9 protein-coding genes are annotated in these 15,567 nt (G+C 60.2%); 1 reads left to right on the forward strand and 8 read right to left on the reverse strand.

Annotation, left to right across the window (positions count from 1 at the left end; translation table 11 throughout):
* Window positions 1-192: 192 nt before the first annotated feature.
* The 7 genes from PMW70_RS06800 to PMW70_RS06830 form a co-directional block, all read right to left on the reverse strand.
* Window positions 193-6,606, reverse strand: a complete 6,414-nt coding sequence (locus PMW70_RS06800; RefSeq protein ID WP_271744333.1) for a discoidin domain-containing protein — start codon at window positions 6,604-6,606, stop codon at window positions 193-195.
* Window positions 6,607-7,118: 512 nt separating this feature from the next.
* The gene (locus PMW70_RS06805) at window positions 7,119-7,559 is read right to left on the reverse strand and encodes a MarR family winged helix-turn-helix transcriptional regulator (protein ID WP_158550938.1); all 441 of its coding nucleotides are present in this window, start codon (window positions 7,557-7,559) and stop codon (window positions 7,119-7,121) included.
* A 104-nt stretch (window positions 7,560-7,663) separates the two neighbouring features.
* A complete protein-coding gene (locus PMW70_RS06810; protein WP_271744335.1) occupies window positions 7,664-7,990 on the reverse strand; it encodes a hypothetical protein in 327 nt (108 codons plus the stop codon).
* Window positions 7,991-8,185: 195 nt separating this feature from the next.
* Complete coding sequence (locus PMW70_RS06815; RefSeq protein ID WP_117646152.1) at window positions 8,186-9,013, reverse strand: PTS system mannose/fructose/sorbose family transporter subunit IID; 828 nt, start codon at window positions 9,011-9,013, stop codon at window positions 8,186-8,188.
* The gene (locus PMW70_RS06820) at window positions 9,013-9,870 is read right to left on the reverse strand and encodes a PTS mannose/fructose/sorbose/N-acetylgalactosamine transporter subunit IIC (protein ID WP_117843031.1); all 858 of its coding nucleotides are present in this window, start codon (window positions 9,868-9,870) and stop codon (window positions 9,013-9,015) included. Before PMW70_RS06820 ends, PMW70_RS06815 begins: the two co-directional genes overlap by 1 nt.
* Before the next feature lie 72 nt (window positions 9,871-9,942).
* Window positions 9,943-10,431: a PTS sugar transporter subunit IIB gene (locus PMW70_RS06825; RefSeq protein ID WP_089572604.1), complete on the reverse strand. Its 489-nt coding sequence runs from the start codon at window positions 10,429-10,431 to the stop codon at window positions 9,943-9,945.
* A 79-nt stretch (window positions 10,432-10,510) separates the two neighbouring features.
* On the reverse strand, window positions 10,511-10,945 hold the full coding sequence (locus PMW70_RS06830) for a PTS sugar transporter subunit IIA (RefSeq protein WP_089572603.1): 435 nt from the start codon (window positions 10,943-10,945) through the stop codon (window positions 10,511-10,513).
* Between the two features lie 308 nt (window positions 10,946-11,253).
* Between PMW70_RS06830 and PMW70_RS06835 the strand changes: the two genes are divergently transcribed.
* Entirely contained in the window at window positions 11,254-12,036 is a 783-nt protein-coding gene (locus tag PMW70_RS06835) for a GntR family transcriptional regulator (protein WP_158550939.1), read from the forward strand.
* A gap of 216 nt (window positions 12,037-12,252) precedes the next feature.
* Here the strand turns inward: PMW70_RS06835 and carB are convergent, their stop codons facing one another.
* On the reverse strand, window positions 12,253-15,567 hold the full coding sequence (gene carB, locus PMW70_RS06840) for a carbamoyl-phosphate synthase large subunit (protein ID WP_271744337.1): 3,315 nt from the start codon (window positions 15,565-15,567) through the stop codon (window positions 12,253-12,255).

Consider the following 15,567-nt stretch of genomic DNA (forward strand, 5'->3'; position numbering starts at 1 on the left):
GTGACGCAGCGAATCCGCGACCCTTAACTGCAAATAATTCAAGTATAGCCACCGATGCCGATGTGTTCGGTGAGAGACGGAATGCTTTGCGAGATTAAGGCCGAAGGGTCGGAGCTTTCCGCCTACATTCAAAAAGCATGCCCACCGTCCTTGGGTGGGACGGCGGGCACGCTTGCTTAGCTGTTGCTGGGGCTACTTGGCCTTGCTGCGACGATGGAAGAAAGCGCCGATCGCGGCGATGATGGCGCCGAGACCACCGACGGTCACGACGGTCGCCGCCGTCTGGTCGCCGGTATTGGGGATCGCCGAACCGTTCTTCTTGCTGCCCTGGGCCTTGTCGCCTGCGGGCTTGCCCGCCTGGTTGCCGCCGTTCGAGCCATTGCCGGAACCCTGGTTGCCCGAGCCGCCCTGGTTGCCGGAGTCGGCATCCCTGAGGCTCTCAATGGCCAGCTTGAGCTGGTCATAGGCCGCCTGGAGCTGGGTGTCGGAAGCATTCTCATCACCCAAGATGTCCTCGGCGTAGGTAATGGCATCCGTCAGGGCCTTGACAGACTCGTCCGTCTTGCCCCTGGTGTCAGTCTCCTTCGCCTGCTTGACCAGGGCCTTGAGCTGCTTCTTAGTCGGATTCTCGACCGGGACCACCGGGGTCTTCTCGAGCGCGCCGCGGGCGCTCTCGAGCGCCCTGAGCGCCTGGTCGACCTCGTCCTGCGTGGCGTCCTCATCGCTCAAGATGGCGCGGGCGCTCGCCAGGGCGTTCTCGAGCGCCGTCCAGGAGGCCTCGGTGTAGTCACCGGCCTTGAGGTCGCCGGCAGCAACCTCGGCATCAACCTTTTCGATCGCGGTAGCGAGATCATCCTTCGCCACCGGATCGGGGACGGCCGTACCGTAGAACTTGAGCTCCGCCATGCTGCAGTAGGCATCAACGTCGCCACCGCCGGCGTGAATCACCTTGACGGTCACGTAGCGACCGCGCGCGGCGCCAAAGCTCATCTGCTTCCAGTCGCCACGGTCGGTGAGCACGCGGCCGTCGTTGTCGAAGGCGAACGTACCCATCGACGCGGCGGTGCCCATCTCATAACCGTCGGCAGTGTCGGAGACCAGTATCTCGGCCTCGAAGATATCGCCGTTAGTGCCGCCGTCCTGGCGCGGCAGGAATGTAACGTCGGTGAGATCGTAGTCGCGGCCCAGGTCGACACTCAGATACTGGGGCATACCGGTCCCATGGGCCCAGTCGCTGTGCCAAAGCGTCCGCTCGTCGCCGTCGAGAGCGTTGACGGCGTTGCTGCCCTCGTAGTCGGCCTCACTCGAGAAGTCGGCCACCTTGACGTTCTTGCGGTTCTCGGGCGTGTTGATGAGGATCTTCTCATCGACAGGGCGCATCTTGAGGCCGTCGATTGCCTTCTCGATCTTGGCAGTGGCGTCTGCGACATCCTTCTTGCTATAGCTGCCCTGGCCGCTGTCGAGGAGCTTCCGAGCCGCCTCGACCGCAGTGGTGAGAGCTGCATAGGAATCCTTGGTGTAGACGGACTCGCTGTAGCCCGCGGCCTTGGAAAGCGCTGCCACGAGCGCAGAGGTATCGACACCAGCCTTGACCTCGACCTCATAGGATGCGGTCTTGGAGGGGTCGAGTACCGACGCCACCGTGATCTTTGCCTTGCCGGCCTTGTTGGCACGCAGGTAGTAGCTCACGCTATCGCCAGCCTGAACAGCGGAGACGCTTACCACAGAGGGGTCGGAGCTCTCGACCGTCACATAGGGGTAGCCAGCGCTCTCAGGCGTAGCCTTGGCGTCGACGGGCGTAATGTCGCCTTCAAAGAACTCGGTCTGGTTCTTGCCTAGCTCGACACCCTCGATGGCCTCGACACCCTGCGTGTAGTTGAAGTTGACCTCACGCAGTGTGAGCATCTGGTCACCCGATGCCTCAAGCGGCGTGACCTCGACCTTGGTCGCCTTCTTGCCCTTGTTCTCGGCAGAGAGGTCAAAGGCGTAGCGAGCCAGGAAGGAATCGTACTCCCCGCCCGCGAACTCTTGGATCGAGCCATCCTCGAACGTCACGACGGCCTTGATCTTCTGTACGGTTCCGTTGCCGCCGTTGCGGTTAACGACCTCGACGCTATCGAGTTTCGACGGCGTCTTAAATGCGAATGTCATCGTGGTGGGAAGCTTCACGTAACTCGGTAGCTTACCCTCGCTGTCCCAGTTGCCACTCCAGTTCCACAGGAACTCAAAGCCGTTGTCGCCCTCGTTATTATCGAACAGCGCGTTATAGCTCTTCTGCTGGATAAGTTTCTCGACGTTGGTCCCGTCGTCGGTCGTGAGCTCATCGTTGGTCATCGTGATGTTGAAGGCATCCTGGGCGTACTCGGCGACCGTTGGCTGAGGAACGTCCGGCATCGTCACCGTGCCGTCGCTCGCAAACTCAAGTGCGTCGCATGCCGGGCCGATAAGCCAAGATGTCGAGGGCAGTTCGACCTTTCCAGCGGTCTTGGCCTTGAGCTTGAAACTCGCCACCGCGCCAGTACCGTTGTAGAGCTTGCCATCGCCGCGGTTGGCAAAGGCGAGATTGATAGTCTGCGTTCCGTCCACGAACTGGACCTTCTCGCGAGACAGGTTCTCCATGCCGGCAGTCGAGCCGTCCTGCGCGATGCTCTCGGACACAAACTCGAACTGGTCGCTCTTGAAGTTGACGAGGGCGCCCAGGGCGTTGACGTTCTTGGCGTCGGCCGCATAGACATCAACGGTGATCTCATCACCGGCCTCGACCTCGGTCTTGCTCGGAATCACCGCGAGCGAACCTGCGACCTTGCCCTTTTGTTTAGTGCCGCCGTCAAGACCCGCCATGGTGAACGAGTAATCGTAGACGTCGTAAACGCCGTTATCGTTGAGGTCGGCGAAGTGGTCGCGGATCTGCGAACCGAACGTCGGGGTATCGGGCTCGCGATTCTCGAGGCCCAGATAGTTCTTCATGTTGGAGTAGTCTCCGTCGGAGATCGTGGCCTTGTTGAGGTTGGAGCCCACGGCGAAGCCATCCGTGCCGTCGGTCTTGTAGATGGCAATCTCGGACGCGGAGAAGAAATTGCCGACCGAGGCGAGCGGTGTCATGCGCACGTAACGGGCGGCCACGGTGCCGTCAAACGCTACCGTCTTACAATCAGCGGAACGTGCCCAATCGACCTCCTGGCTCGTCCAGTGGACGCCATCGAGACTCGTCTCAACACGCATCTTGGTCACGGTGCCGTTGCCGGCGTCATCGCGCGGATAGTACTCGAGCTTATCGAGCTTGTAAGCGCGTCCATAGTCAACGGTAAGCGCCTTGCCCAGATCGTTGCCACCGGAGTGGAAACCGCCGTCGCCCGACTGGAACTCATGGTCGAAGGCGAGCTCGGCCTTATGGCTGCCGTAAAGTGAGCCCTCCCAGGTGATTTCCTCGGCGTCGGGGACGTTCCGCCACGGATCGAGTGCGGAGTTCGCCTCGAGCACATCGCTCCAGGCGGAGTAACCTTCGGCGTTGCGCGAACGAATCTGGTAGGTGTGCTTGCTATTGTAGGCGAGGTCGGTGTGCGTGAACTCGGCCGCATCACCCACGGCAAACACAGTGCCGTCGACCTTAAGGTCGTAGGAGGTAGCACCATCGACCTTTCCCCAGGTGAGCTTGATGCTCGTTGGGGTCGTGGCGTCCTCGGGGGCAGCAAGGTTCGTGGGTGCGGAGAGGTTCTCGTTGAGGCGATCGGCTGTGAGCGTGGCGTCGGCGTTCACGAAACCGCCCAGCTCAAGCGTCTGCGCCGCTGCAGCAACATCGGTCTTCGCGAACTTGACGTAGACCTTGGGGTTCGTGGTGATCTTGGTGTTGTTGAAGCTCTCGCCCTGCTCGGCCTCGGTGCCGTCCGCATCGCTGCCGTAGTGGTTGAGGTTGGGGGTCTCGCTGTAGAAGTAGACCGCCTGGCCGGCCTCGGGGGTCGCGGCGTCAAAGGTCTCCTGCGAGTCGACCTCAACCACGTTGAGTGCGGATCCGCCGTTCTTGGCGACAACGCTCGTGGGCTTGGCGGACACATTGGCCACGAAGGTCGTGGTGCGGTTGGAGTCGTAGCCGTTGTAGCCGCCCTGCGAGGCCTCGGCGGTAAAGGTCGCGGTGCCGCCTGCGGCCTTGGAGCTGTAGACGGTGCTCACATGCTCACCGTAGGAGATATTGTCGCTCGTGCCGTAGGAATCGTCCTCAGTCGTGTTGTTTTCGATGGAGGAGCCGTCGTCCTCGTACTGCGTAAAGGTGCCGTCGCCCTCGGTGGCGAAGAACTCGACGATACGCTGACTGCGGTCGGTACCCTTGGTGTTGGTGTCGCTCACTGCCTCGGGGTTGTTGTTCTCGGCGTACATCGGCACGATAGCGTTGGCCTTCACAAACAGCGGCAGCTTCCAAAGCGGAGCCTCGTAGTTGTTGAGAACCTGGCCGCCGCGATACTGCTTACCCGAGAAGTAATCGATCCAGATGGTGGGATTCTCGTCGGTGCCGTAGTTGGGGAGGTAAATCCCATTGCGAATGTCGTTGCCGTTCTCGTCTGCCTGGGTATCCTGATACACCGGTGCCACTAGGAAGTTCTCACCGAACATATACTGGTACTGCGTCGAAGTGCTTGCGGCGTACTCGGAGTTGTCGGAAAGCAGCATGGCGCGGATCATGGGCAGGCCGGCATCGCCGTTACCCGTGTCGATGTTGGCCGCCGAGGCCGCGCTCGTGTAGATATAGGGCATGAGCTGCGCCTTGAGCTTGAGGTAGAAGCGCGAGATGCCTGTGTAGGGATCGCCGTGCGTCATGGGCGATTTACGGTAGGTGCCCCAACCGTCCATGTCAAGCATAGAGGGCGTGAACGTCTTCCACTGGTAGTCACGCGCAGAGATGATGGGGTCGCCGCCAAAGATGCCATCCATGTCGGAGCCGATGTTGGGGTTGCCCGAAAGACTCTGACCGATATACGTGGGGATATGGAAGCGAATGTACTCCCAGTTACCGCCATACTGGTCGCCGGTCCAAATGCCACCAAAGCGCTGCGTGCCGGCCCAACCATCGAGCGTGATGATGTTGGGGCGCTTGTTAGCGCCGGTCGTCACCGTGTCATAAGCTGTCTTGATGCCATTAAGACCAAAGGAGTAGCCAGATCCAACCCAGGCAACGTCGGTCTTAAGGGTAGTGATGCCTCCCGTCTTGACCTCGGCGTCGAAGTCGCGAAGCAGATGCCACGGGGTCTCGGAGTTGCTGTCGGGCTCAAGGTTGGACTGGGTCCACAAGCCCGTGTTCACACCCTTGGAGTTGGCATACTCGGTGAACTTCTTAAGGTTGTCGACATTGGCACGCACGGCGTTAAGACGGTCAGCCGAGCTCGTTCCGTCGGAGTTGACGCCGCCGGTCTTGTAGTAACCGTTCTGGCCATAGCCGGCGCCGTAGCCGTCGTTCGGCAGGAACCAACCGAGCGGCATGTCGTTGTCCTCGTAGTCATCGATAACCTGCCGAGCAGAGAACTGGCGGTCGAAATCGGTCGCTTTCATGTTCTCGGTATCAACCGAAGGGCCCTCACCGTTGAGCGTCTCGGCCGCAAGTGTGCCGTCGAGCTTGTAGCCCGTCGACATGCCAGACTCGTACTTAACGTCGCCCTTCTCGCTCGAGGACTTGCTGCCCTTGGTCTCCCACTTCTTTTGACCCGAGGTCGTTGACCAGCCATCACGGTTATAGGCATTAAGATGACCAAGGTAGAACCCGTATTCGGGCAGCAGTACCGGGTTACCGGTCACCTTGTAGTAGTCCTGCAGCATCTCGGTTGCCACGTTCGAAGCGCCCTCGTTGGTCGCCACGAAGTAGTAGGCATCAAACTCATTCTCGCTGTGCAAAGTCGTGACCGTCGATGAGTCCGTGGACCCGAAGTCGTAGGAACCCTCTGCAAACGTGTTTCGGAGTACGCCGTAGCCGTCACTCGTCCAATAAAACGGGTTGGGCGAGGCAACGCCGCCATCGGTCCAGTTGTTCGTGTTGGAGATGGCGATGGTCTGGTTGGTGTGCAGGAAGCGTCCGTTCTGGGTGCCGCCGCCAAAGAAGTTCTCGGACTTCTCCTTGGCGAGCGTCTGGACGGTACCCTTCTTATCAAGGTCGAGGGACGCGGACTCGGAAACCACGACACGGTCGCCTGACTTGATACTCATCTTGCCAGTCGCCTTGTCCAGGATCACGGTCGCCTTTCCGCCGGTGATCTCGATAGCGTCGCCCTTGTCGGCAACCGTCGCACTCGGCTTGCTGTAGGTGTCCGAGGTATCGGGCTGAGCCTGGATCTTAGCCGTGTGGGACTTACTGCGCGGTGTGGCGTAATCGGAAAACTCACCCTTGGGGTCGACGTTATAACGGAAAATACCGTCCTCGAGGAACGTAATACGGCCCTTGATGCCGTCAGCGAAATCGATGTCGACGACATTCGAGGCAGACTGGGACACGGTCGCCGAGTCGACGCCCTTGAGTGGCGTGGCAATCGCCTGCTGGGGATTGGCAAACACGAGCGTCGCTGCAGTGGCAACGAGGACCGCGCTTCCCTTCACCCACCGTTTCGTAAAAATGGAATTCCTGCGCATCTGGTCTCCTTTCTTCCGACATGCTGAGGTGCCGAGGACGCCCCCCCGGCAGCATGGGAAAACGTATCAAACGGAGATGTTCGGTACATTCCGCACAATGGGGGCCACCCGTTACCAAGGGGCCAACTGGTAGTAACCAGATAGCCACCTACTAGGTCATATCAACATATGGGAGCACTTGCGCACCCAAGTTCGGAATTCTCCCAGCGGCAGTAAAATAAGCGTCAACGGCAAGGTGGGCTTAATAAGCCATACCAATTGGTTCTTCAGTCAAATACCAATCTAGCAAAAATGTACTGTTTATCTGGTATTACACAGACCATACCTTTCCCTCGGGAACTGGGCTTCGCGAAGTTTTCCGAGGGAAAGGCTCAGCCGCCATCCTGCGACCTACCGGGGATTGCCATGACGTACGTTGGCTGATTTGGTTTGGAATGAGATGTTGACGGTGGCTGATGGGCACAATTGGCCCGGATGCATTTCAAGATGCACCTAAATGTCTGTCTTTATCCTTATAGATTGTCCAGGTAGTCGTCGGCATCATAGGTAAGGCTGTAGGCTTTATTCAGGATGCGCACGAGCTCCTGGGCATCGTGCTCGCCGAGCGCTGAGAGTTGTTTCGAGAGCGATGCCACACTCTCGGCATTTTTTTTCGCCGCGAAATCACGGCCTTCCTCGGTGATGCTCACCAGCACACGCCGACGATCGTTTGGATCGGTCCTGCGCTGAACGTAACCCTTGCTCTCGAGTGAATCCAAGATATGCGACATGCGCGCACGGGAGAATTTCAGCTTCTTGGCAATCTCGGAGGGAATGACATCACCGTCAATACCCGATAGATACTGTAAAACCGGTGCCTCGCCCACACTGGCGCCGCCGGCAGCACTCAAGGATCCCTTGGCAAGGGAACGTGAGTACACGATCAGTTTTCGAGCGACGTCATCGTAATCCACTGGGGATATTGTCCTTTGCAACTCTAGAAGGGCCATAAAACCGTCATTTGCCGTACATTAGTTAACATTCGCAACAATTATTTATGATACCCCAACGCGGAAGTCTATTGCCCGTCCTTCTTGCGTCGCATAAGCTCCTCAACGTCGACACCAGCGGCCTCGAGCATGCGCTCGACATTCTTTTTGGCGTTGGTCGTGCCGACCTTAAGCACGATCGAAAGCGGAGTGCCCACCACCAGGCACACGATGCCCACGGGGACACCCCAGCCGGGGCCGCCCTGCATACCCCACATCCCCATCAAAAAGCCAATCGCCACGAGCGAATAGCCCAGGCGCAGCCAAACATTGAGCCGCTGAATAGCATCGGTCTGCATCTTTGCCTCGCGAATCAAGTCGTCGCGCGAAAGGTCGTGTCCATGTTTCTCGTGCATATGGTCCTCCTCGTGCAAAGTGTGCATCATGCGCAAGTGCATCGTTTATCGAATACGTCATCTTTCAAGAGCAATATAGCGGGTGTCGTGTAGGCGATGGAGGTCGCTGGCCATATTGCCCTTGAAGGGCGGCGTAAAATCAGAAGGCCGTGCGGTTGAGGCCGCACGGCCTTGCAGGGGGCCAGGGGATGATGACTAGTAGCTCAGCGCCGGATCGAAGAAGCCAATGAGAACGCCCACAAATGCGATCACGACGAGAATCAGCATCATAACGATGGGGTTGACCTTCTTCTTGGTCATCATGTACCAGCAGAAGATGATGAAGATCATCGGCAGCAGGTGCGGATAGATGCCATCGAGGGTGTCCTGGAACTTACCGCCGCCGGGCAGCACCAGGTTGGGGCTGCAGGTGATGGAGACCCAGGTGGCGCCCACGGCACCGATGACCATGGTACCGACCATCACGATGGAATCACGCAGAGCCTTGGCTTTGGGGCCGACGAGGGCCTCGACCGCCTTGCCGCCGAGCTCATAGCCCTGGTTGTAGGCAAAGCGCATGCCAAGGAACATGAGCAGGTTCCACACGACAATATAGAAGATGGCGCCGAGCGGGGAGCCGCCGGTCGAGAGACCGAGGGCGATACCGAGCAGGATCGGGATCAGGGTACCGACGATCAGCGAGTCGCCAAGGCCGGCGAGCGGGCCCATGAGGCCGGCGCGGATGCCGTTGATGGCGTCGTCGTCGATGGCCTCGCCGTTTGCGCGAGCCTCCTCGAGGCCGGCGGTGACGCCGACAATCATGGTGCCGATCTGCGGCTCGGTGTTGAAGAACGCTGAGTAGGTCTGGAGGGCCTGCTTCTGCTCCTCGGGCGTGTCGTAGAGCTCCTCGACAATCGGAAGCATGGCGCACAGGTAACCGAAGGTCTGCATGTGCTCCTGCGAGAAGCAGGTCAGGTTGCCATAGGACCAGTTACGGAACGACTTGGCAAGCGTTTTCTTAGAGAGCTTTTTCTTCTCTGCCATTAGATGTCCTCCTCTTCCTCATCATCTGAGCCCGAGGCGATAGCTGCCTTGGGAGCGTTTGCGAGGTCGATCTTGAGCGAAGCGATCTCATAGTTGATCAGGGCGAAGAAGCAGCCGATGCCGGCAGCGGCAATCAGGTTGCATCCCATGACAGCGGACAGGGTGAAGCCGAAGAAGAACGTGAGGAAGTCCGTCGGCTTGGAGATGACCTGCTTGAGCAGGATGGCGATACCGACGGTAGGCAGCAGCGAGCCGACGGTGAACAGCGTCTTCATCGCGATGCCGTCCATGGGCATGTAGGTCTTCATGAGGTCGACCATGGCGGTGCCGCCCATGGTGATGATGAACGTCGGGAGGAACGAGCAGACGATGTGACCAATCCAAGGCAGAACGTTGTTGACCAGGTAGAGCTTGTGGAGATCGCCCTTCTCGAGCCACTTCCACCCCATGCCCTGCCACACCAGGTTGATGGTGGCGGTGCCATAGAAGAGCACAGTGCCGAGCGTGCCGACGGCGGCACCGAGGGATGCGGCCATGCCGGCAGCCTCAGCGGAGGCGGGATCGATGCCCGAGTTCTTGATGGCGAGGATCGCCAGCGGGATGCCGATATAGGACACGGCGCGGACGTCGGCGGAGACGGTTCCGCCAGGGGTCACGAGAGCGATGTAGACAACCTGGATGGCAGCGCCGACGAGGATGCCCGTCTGCATATCGCCCATGATGATGCCGACGACGAGGCCGGCGACCAGAGGACGACCCAGAGTGTAGTTGCCGATCGTCGTGCCGCCCATGCCAGGCAGTGATGCCAGGCAGGCGAACAGGCCGAACAGCGCGGCTTGGAATGCATTGATTGCCATGCTTTCCCCTTTCTTTATTCCTCAGCCCCTTTCACCAAGGGCTGTAGATACCAAAATGCGGCTGGCGCCTAACTAGAAGCCAAACTGACCGCGGAACTTGGGCCACTCACCGATGGACTTCTCCTTGATAAGGGCGAACTCGACCGTGTAGCCGGCGTTGGTGAGATCCTCGAGCGCCTGGGCCTCTTCCTGCGTGATCGACTGGTTGTTGCCGAGCTTGGTGGTGCCGGGACGATCGTTGCAGGGACCGACGATGATGCGGTCCATGCCGGGCTTAAAGCCAAAATCGACGAGAAGTTCCTTCATGTCGAGCGGGTTCTTGGTGATCAGGAAGTACTTGGTGTCGGACTTGAGAACCTTCTCGGAGACCTCCTTAAAGTGCTCCTTGGTCCACACGAACGTCTTCTTGCCCGAGGCACTCTTGTAGGCCTCCTTGAGCACGGGGTTGGACGCTGCAGCGTCGTTGACGGCGATAAGACCGTCGCAGGGATACTCGAGGGCCCAACGGGTAACGGTCTGTCCATGGATCATACGGTCGTCAATACGGATGAACGAAATCATGCGTTCTCCCTTTCTTTATCACCGGGGGTCTTTCCTCTTAACCCCCGCTCCATCACAAAAATTTGGGCGGATGCGCTGCCTAGATGTCGTCGTCCTCGTCATCGGCGTCATCGGTCGGGACAACGAGCTCGGACATACCGTTCTTGCCCTCCTGCAGCATCATCTGCTTGAGGGAATCCAGGTCCATGGTGGCAAGCCCCATCATGGCGGTCATAGCCATGGGCAGATTCATACCGCCGAAGGCAATGGTGTGGGCGAGCAGGCCCTTCTCGGCCAGCGTGTTCATGGCATTGGTGAGCGGCGATCCGCCCAGGATGTCACCAAGCAGGACAACCTCGTCATCGGCGGTAACGGGAGCGAGCATCGCCTTGACGTTCTCGACATACTCGTCAGCGCCCATGCCGTCCACGAGACTCGTCGACAAGATGTTCGGGGCGTCATTGCCGAGCATCTTGAGGACACTGTGCAGTCCGGGAGCGAGCGTTCCGTGACTGACCATTACCAGATACCGCATGCGGTCTCCTCTCGACCTGCCGTGTGTCGCACGGCTTTGCTTTTTGCTGAGATTATTGTTGCGCCGGGGCATGTTCGGTACAAGAAAATAGTTGCGAACGGCAACTATTCATCGGTTAACGGTAGCAACTATTTTTGTGCCTAAATTATTTTTTCTTCTAATTATTTTTAAAATAGCAGGTAGATTGTCTGATAAATGTTTTATGTTCCTTATGCACCATACATACCAGCAAGAATCGGGCCTGGCATCTCCGGTTTGCCCCGCAGTGTCAGACCATGTCACGTACGCCCACGACATGGAGGTACCCCATGGATATGATCTCGTTTCTCGCCTCCGAACCCTTCGACCGCAGCGGTGATACGCCGCTCTATGTCCAACTTAAACATCGAATCGCCCTGCTTATCGCCAGCCAGGCGTTCGACACCAAGACGCCGCTGCCACGCGAGCTCGAAATCTGTGAACGGCTAGAGTTATCGCGCGCGACCGTGCGCCGTTGCTTCCAAGATCTCGTCATCGAGGGGCGCGTGGTGCGCAAACGTGGGCAGGGCACGTTCATCAAACCCCAAACCTCAGCACCCGGCATCGACCTGGCCCTGAATTTCAGCGCGCGGATGCGCGAAGCGGGACGGGTTCCGAGCTCGCAGATTCTCGCCTTTTCAAGCATACCGGCCGTCCGCGGCATCGCCTCTGGGCTCAAAGTGCCCGAAGGGACACCCGTCTGGGAGATTCGCCGCCTGCGTCTCGCCAACGACAAACCCATGGAGCTCAACTACGTCTATATCCTCGTGTCACTTTGCCCCGAGCTCACACGCAAAGACGTGGATGGCTCGCTCTACGCCTACATCGCGGAAAAGACCGGCATCCTGCCCGCAAGCGTCGATGCCGTCTACGAGACGGTCAACCTCGACAAGCATGAGGCGCGCCTTTTGGGACAGAACACCGGTAAGGCGGCGATGCGCATCGTGCGTTCGACCTACGACAAGACGGGAACCCCGTTCGAGGTAGGCGTGCTCATCAGCTGCGACGGTCAGGCAAAGCTACACGTGCACATCGCCGCCGACAAAACAACCTTCACCGCCACAGCCCAATAAATCCAAAACGTGGGCTCCGCCGTTCGAACGAACGGCGGAGCCCACACTCACTTTCTTTTTCAGCCCTAGTCATCGCGCAAAGCCCCTTCGGCAGCACACGGTGCAGCCGAGTCACCGTAGGCCGGGGCGGGAGGCGGTCCTTTCTCTCGGATAACTTCGCGAAGCCCAGTTTCCGAGAGAAAGTGTCCGGCTGCCGCCCCGACCGACCAGGTCACATTACACCGTGTGCTGCGGCAGGTCCTGCAGGGCGATGACGTCCATGCCCATGTCGTTGGCGCTGCCGTGACCCTGCTGGTCCTCGCGCACCGCCTCGATGGCACTCACATACGTGTTAGCGGCAGACATCGCGGTCACGCAGGTCACGCCGCGGCGCACCGCCTCGGTACGCAGCAGATAGCCGTCGCCACGCGAGCCTGGACCGTACGGCGTGTTGATGATCACCGCAATCTTGCCATCGGCGATGAGATCGCCGATGTTGGGGCGCTCGCCGTCGTGCGGGCCGCTGATCTTTTCCACGATCTCGCACGTCACGTTGCCTCCACGCAGCACGCGCGCCGTACCCTCGGTAGAGCAGATGTCAAAGCCCAGGTAGCGCAGGATGCGGGCGACCGAAAGGATATGGCGCTTGTCGCGGTCGCACACGCTGATGAACACCTTGCCGACGCTCGGGTCGGGCAACTTGTAGTCAATCGCCAGCTGCGTCTTGGCGTATGCCTCGGGATAGCTCTTGGCGATACCCATGACCTCGCCCGTCGACTTCATCTCGGGCCCCAGGATGACGTCGGCACCGGGGAAACGGCCCCAGGGCATAACGGCTTCCTTCATGCAGAACCAGTCCAGCTGACGCTCATCGCTCGGCAGGCCCAAGCTCGCGATGGAATCGCCCGCCATGATACGCGCCGCGCACTTGGCCAGCGGCACGCCGGTGGCCTTGGAGATAAACGGCACGGTACGGCTGGCACGCGGGTTGGCCTCGATCACGTAGACGGTCTCGCCCTTGATGGCATACTGCACGTTGACCAGGCCGCGTACGCCCAGCGCCATCGCGATGCGGCGCGTGGTCTCGCGGAGCTTCGCCTGCAGGCTCTCGCTAAAGCTAAACGGCGGAATGCAGGTCGCAGAGTCGCCGGAGTGAATACCGGCCTCCTCAATATGCTCCAGGATGCCGCCGATGTAGACCTCTTCGCCGTCGCACAGGGCATCGACATCGGACTCAATCGCACCCTCCAGGAAGCGGTCGAGGTACACCGGGTAGTCGGGGCTAATGCGCGCAGCCTCGGCCATGTAATCGCGTAGATGCCCGGCATCGTAGGCGATCATCATGCCGCGGCCACCCAGCACGTAGCTCGGACGCACCAGCAGCGGGTAGCCGATGTGCGCGGCCACGGCCTCGGCCTCCTCAAACGAGGTGGCCTGACCCGCCGGCGGGTACATAATGCCCAGCTTGTCGAGTAGGGCGGCAAAGCGCTCGCGGTCCTCGGCAAAGTCGATGGCGTCGGGCTTTGTGCCCATAATGTTGACGCCGCTCTCCTCGAGCATGCGCGCCAGTTTAAGCGGGGTCTGGCCGCCGAGCGTCACCACGACGCCGTCGGGGCGCTCGACATCGATAACGTCCATGACGTCCTCGTAGGTGAGCGGCTCAAAGTACAGACGGTCGGACGTGTCATAGTCGGTCGAGACGGTCTCGGGATTGCAGTTGACCATGATGGTCTCGAAGCCGCGGGCCGCCAGCGCGTAGCTCGCGTGCACGCAGCAGTAATCGAACTCGATACCCTGGCCAATGCGGTTGGGGCCGGCGCCCAGGATCATCGCCTTGGGCTTGTCCGCCGGCGTGGTCTCGTCGGGAGCCACGCACTTCTTGGCATCCGGGCTCGTGCGGTAGATGTTCTCGTACGTCTTGTAGTGGTACTCCGTGGCGCTCGAAAACTCCGCAGCGCAGGTATCGACCGTCTTCATGCTGGGAACCACGCCCAGACCCTTGCGATAGGCGCGCACAAAGCGCTCGTCCGAGCCGGTCAGCGCGGCAATCTCGGCGTCGCTCGTGCCGTACTGCTTGAGCAGGCGCATCGCGTCGGCGTCGATATCCTCCACACGCAGGCCGCGGATGCTCTCCTGGACCTGCACCATGTCGTTGATACGGTTGAGGTACCACGGATCGATACCGCAGATGGCATGGATGTGGGCGATGTCCCAGCCACGGCGCAGGGCCTCGACCACAAAGAAGATGCGGTGCTCGGTCGGGGTTGCCACGGCCTGAGCGAGCTCATCGTCGCTCAGCTTGTCGGCACCCTCCTTGCCACCGGCGCAGATGCCCTGGTGACCGTCCTCCAGTGAGCGCATGGCCTTGCCGAAGGCCTCCTCAAAGGTGCGGCCGATCGCCATAATCTCGCCCACGGCCTTCATGCGCGTGGTGAGCGTGGGGTCGGTACCCTTAAACTTCTCGAAGGCAAAGCGCGGCACCTTGACCACACAGTAGTCGATCGTGGGCTCAAAGCAGGCGGGCGTTGCCTTGGTGATGTCGTTGACGATCTCGTCGAGCGTGTAGCCCACGGCCAGGCGAGCGGCGGCCTTGGCGATGGGGAAGCCCGTGGCCTTGGAGGCCAGTGCGGACGAACGGCTCACGCGCGGGTTCATCTCGATGACGATCAGACGGCCGGTCTGGGGGTTCACGGCAAACTGCACGTTGGAGCCGCCGGTCTCGACGCCAATCTTCTCCAGAATGGCGAGCGACGCGACACGCATGCGCTGGTACTCAAGGTCGGAGAGGGTCTGCGCTGGCGCCACGGTGATGGAGTCGCCGGTGTGCACGCCCATGGGGTCGAGGTTCTCGATGGAGCACACGATGATGCCGTTGCCGGCGTGGTCGCGCATGACCTCCATCTCATACTCTTTCCAACCCTCGATGGACTCCTCGACCAGCACCTCATGGGCAGGCGAGAGCTCAAGGCCCTGGCTCACGATGGAGACGAGCTCCTCGTGGGTATGCGCGATGCCGCCGCCGGCGCCACCGAGGGTAAAGCTCGGACGCAGTACGCAGGGATATCCCACGCGCTCGGCGATAGCCTCGGCGTCGGCCACGCTGTAGGCATAGCCCGAGCGCGCGACCTCCAGGCCGATCTCGGCCATGGCCTCGTTAAAGAGTTTGCGGTCCTCGCCGCGCTCGATAGCGGCCAGGTCGCAGCCGATCATCTCGACGCCGTACTTGTCGAGCGTGCCGTCCTTTGCCAGCTCGACGGCGGCGTTCAGACCGGTCTGGCCGCCCAGCGTGGGCAGCAGCGCGTCCGGGCGCTCTTTCTTGATCACGCGCTCGATAAACTCGGCGGTGATAGGCTCAACATAGGTGCGGTCGGCCAAGCCCGGGTCGGTCATGATGGTCGCCGGATTGGAGTTGACCAGGATGACCTCAAAGCCATCCTCCTTGAGCACCTTGCAGGCCTGGGCGCCGGAGTAGTCGAACTCGCAGGCCTGGCCAATAACGATGGGGCCCGAACCAATAACGAGGATGCGCTTGATGTCAGTACGTTTAGGCAT

Source organism: Collinsella aerofaciens (genome assembly GCF_028209625.1).
GTDB classification, from domain to species: Bacteria; Actinomycetota; Coriobacteriia; order Coriobacteriales; family Coriobacteriaceae; genus Collinsella; species Collinsella aerofaciens_AM.

Coding starts and splice junctions, on each gene's coding strand:
- PMW70_RS06830 (WP_089572603.1), bottom strand. CDS start 10,945: ATGCGGTATCTGGTAATGGTCAGTCACGGAACGCTCGCTCCCGGACTG.
- carB (WP_271744337.1), bottom strand. CDS start 15,567: ATGCCTAAACGTACTGACATCAAGCGCATCCTCGTTATTGGTTCGGGC.
- PMW70_RS06810 (WP_271744335.1), bottom strand. CDS start 7,990: ATGCACGAGAAACATGGACACGACCTTTCGCGCGACGACTTGATTCGC.
- PMW70_RS06820 (WP_117843031.1), bottom strand. CDS start 9,870: ATGGCAATCAATGCATTCCAAGCCGCGCTGTTCGGCCTGTTCGCCTGC.
- PMW70_RS06815 (WP_117646152.1), bottom strand. CDS start 9,013: ATGGCAGAGAAGAAAAAGCTCTCTAAGAAAACGCTTGCCAAGTCGTTC.
- PMW70_RS06800 (WP_271744333.1), bottom strand. CDS start 6,606: ATGCGCAGGAATTCCATTTTTACGAAACGGTGGGTGAAGGGAAGCGCG.
- PMW70_RS06835 (WP_158550939.1), top strand. CDS start 11,254: ATGGATATGATCTCGTTTCTCGCCTCCGAACCCTTCGACCGCAGCGGT.
- PMW70_RS06825 (WP_089572604.1), bottom strand. CDS start 10,431: ATGATTTCGTTCATCCGTATTGACGACCGTATGATCCATGGACAGACC.